Genomic DNA, 2,861 nt, shown 5'->3' with positions numbered 1-2,861 from the left:
GACGGGGTCGAGGGGCTGGTCGGCGGGGGCGGCCCGCAGCAGGAGCACGAGCAGGCCGGACAGGGCGGTCAGGCCGGCGCACACCCAGAAGACCTGTGCGTAGCCCGTCCAGGTGGCCACCGTGCCCACCACCAGACCGCCGAGGAACGTGCCTGCCTTGAAGGCGCTGGAGTACAGGGCCGAGGCGGTGCCGAACCGGCCGGGCAGGCTGTCCTGCAGCATCACCACGGGGATGTTCAGCGCCACCGCGGCCCAGGCGGCGTTGAGGGGCTGCAGCGCGATCAGCAGGGGCCGGCTGTGGGTGAGGGGCAGCAGCGCGAAGAACACGGTGGCGCACACGGTGGCCGTGATCATCAGGCGTTTCTTGCCGATGCGGTCGGCCCACACCCCGACCAGCACCATCAGCGGGATCTCCAGGGCGGCGCTGACGCCGAGCAGCAACCCGGCGAACTGGGCGCTCATGTCCAGCTCTTCGGTGATGTGCAGCGGCAGGTCGATCTGGTACATGGTGTTGGCGCCGAGCAGCAGCACGACGGAGCCGAGCACGAGCACCGTGCGCAGTCCGACCCCGCGGAACATGCCGAGCAGTCCGGGCGGCGGCTCCTCGCCCTCCTCGGCGTCCTGCGCCGTCCCGGGGCGCGGCAGCCCCCACCGGCACAGCGCGGCGGCCAGCAGGGACAGCACGGCCGTCGTGGCGTACAGCGCGGCGAAGGACCAGCGGGCGACCAGCCAGAAGGCGAGCGGCGGGCCGATCACCCAGGCCAGGGAGGTCACCGAGCGCAGGAAGCCGTTGAAGAACGGGGCGTCCACGCCGCGGTCGTCGGCCAGGTCCCTGGTGTAGGCGAACAGCTGGCCGAAGCAGGCGCCGCCGAGGCCGAAGCAGACCATGCCGGTCAGCAGCAGCAGGTAGTAGTCGCGCAGGAACGTGTAGCACAGGGCGCCGGCGGTGTTGCACAGCGCGGTCAGCACCAGGATGGTGCGGCGGTTGCGCAGCCGGTCGGAGACCGCGCCGACCACCACGTCGGTGCCGATCTCCGCGATCGACCGGGCGGCGAAGAACAGGCCGACCATCAGGGGGGTGGCGGTGACCGCCTCGGTGAGGAAGAGGCTGGTGGTGGGCACCACGAACGCACCGGCCACCCCGACCGCCGCGGTCGCGGCGATCAGGCTGCGCACCGCGGGATCGCCGAGCAGCCGCCACCGGCCGCCCGGCTGTGTTCCGGTGACGGTCTGGGCGCTCACGCGGCCCTGCCCCGCGCCGGGCCGACGGAGTGTGCCGCGCGCTGCCGGTAGGGCAGCCAGGGCTCCAGTTCCCGGCCGGCGGGCACCCGTGCGGCGGCGGCCAGGTCGGCGGCGTCGATCTCGCCCCGGGCCAGCAGCCGCTCCCGGGTGGCGGCGGGCAGCGCGGCCAGGACGCGGTGCCGTATCCCGTCCAGGTCCAGCCGGTCGTCGTGCGCCGCGGGCACCGGCCTGGCCCGTCCGGGGCGCAGGTTGGCCGGATCGACCTGGCTGGACACCAGGGTCCAGTAGGCCCGGAAGTCCACGGCCGGGTCCGGCAGCGCGCCGCTGAGCAGGCCGAGCCGGAGGGTCTCCAGCCAGCAGTCGAGGTAGCGCCGGTCGTCCAGGTCGGACATGTGGCGGGCGCACCACGCGGCGCGCTCCGCGGGCCCGGGCAGCGTGGCCCTGCCCCCGAGGACGCTCAGCACCCAGCCGGCGACCGCCTCGAAGTAGGGGCAGGCGGTGCCGAACGCCTCGGTGTCCACGGGGGTGTTGACCACGGCGAGCGTCGGGTCGTGCCGCCAGAAGTGGTGTTCGTACAGGTCCTGCCGGCGCAGACCCTCGATGAACGAGTAGTCCGGCGGCTCGTAGCCCAGGCACAGCACCACGCTGTCGTAGCGGTCGCCGGTGCCGTCGGCGAGGACGGCCCGGCCCTCGGCGGTGAACCGCGTGAACGCCGCGACCGGGTGCACCCCGCCGTCGTGCACGGCGGGGGCGATCTTGTCGTTGACGTGCACCGCGCCGTGGAAGCCGTCCTCGGGCAGCAGTCCGGTGGCGCGGTACATGCGCATGTACCCGGGCATCCACTCGGCCAGCCAGTCCAGGTACCGGGCGTACGGGACGTCCTCCACGGCGACCCGGCCCGCGTAGGAGAACAGGGCGTCGTTGTGGACGCCGGCGATGCTGCGCGGCAGGAACAGCGCCCTGCGGCGCACGGACCAGTCGACCCGGGCGGCGTGCGGTGCCAGGTCGGCGGCGATGTCGGCGCCGCTGACCCCGCCGCCGACGACCAGGACCCGCTGCCCGGCGAACTCCGCCCCGCCGCGGTACTCCGGGGCGGTCAGCACGCGGACACCGGTGCCGGCCGGCGGCACACCCGACGCCGGGAGCCGGGGCCGCCACAGCTCGCCGTTGGCGACCAGGACGGCGTCGACGTGCTCGGTCTCCTCGGTGCCCGCGGCACCCTGCCGGGTCGTCACCGCCCAGCGGCCGCCGTCCTCGGCCACCCGGACGACCTCGTGACCGAACCGCACCGCGTCCAGCAGGCCGAACGCGGTGGCGTAGGAGCGCAGATACGTGTGGACCTCGGCCTGGGTGGGGAAGTCGGCGTCGAAGCCCGGAGGGTGGTCGGAGAACGGCATGCTCATCCGCGAACTCTGCATGCGGACCCCGGCGTAGGCGCCGCCGGAGGCGGGGTTCCAGATGCCGCCGAGGTCGGGGTGTTTCTCGTAGCAGACGACGTCGTGGCCGTCGGCGAGGGCCTGCTTGACGCAGGTGAGCCCCGCGGGGCCGGCTCCGATCACAGCTGTGCGCATACGTGTTCCTGGCCTTCGGAGTGGGAGGTTCGGTGGGGCGGTGGGACC

Annotated in this window: 2 protein-coding genes; both read right to left on the bottom strand. The window is 74.0% G+C overall.

Annotated features, from left to right (window positions below):
- Nucleotides 1–1,242, bottom strand: a 1,242-nt coding sequence (locus GV126_RS32950) for a sugar efflux transporter (protein ID WP_159674714.1), incomplete at its 3' end; no start/stop codon positions are given.
- Nucleotides 1,239–2,813: a flavin-containing monooxygenase gene (locus tag GV126_RS32945; protein WP_159674712.1), complete on the bottom strand. Its 1,575-nt coding sequence runs from the start codon at nt 2,811–2,813 to the stop codon at nt 1,239–1,241. The genes GV126_RS32945 and GV126_RS32950, both read right to left, overlap by 4 nt.
- Nucleotides 2,814–2,861: the final 48 nt, after the last annotated feature.

Origin of the sequence: Streptomyces mexicanus (assembly GCF_902506575.1) — a bacterium.
GTDB classification, from domain to species: domain Bacteria; phylum Actinomycetota; class Actinomycetes; order Streptomycetales; family Streptomycetaceae; genus Streptomyces; species Streptomyces mexicanus.
This window is presented reverse-complemented; position numbering and strand designations above follow the sequence as displayed.

Bases quoted from the DNA above. Each gene is read 5' to 3' on its own strand.
- GV126_RS32945 (WP_159674712.1), bottom strand. From the start codon at position 2,813: ATGCGCACAGCTGTGATCGGAGCCGGCCCCGCGGGGCTCACCTGCGTC.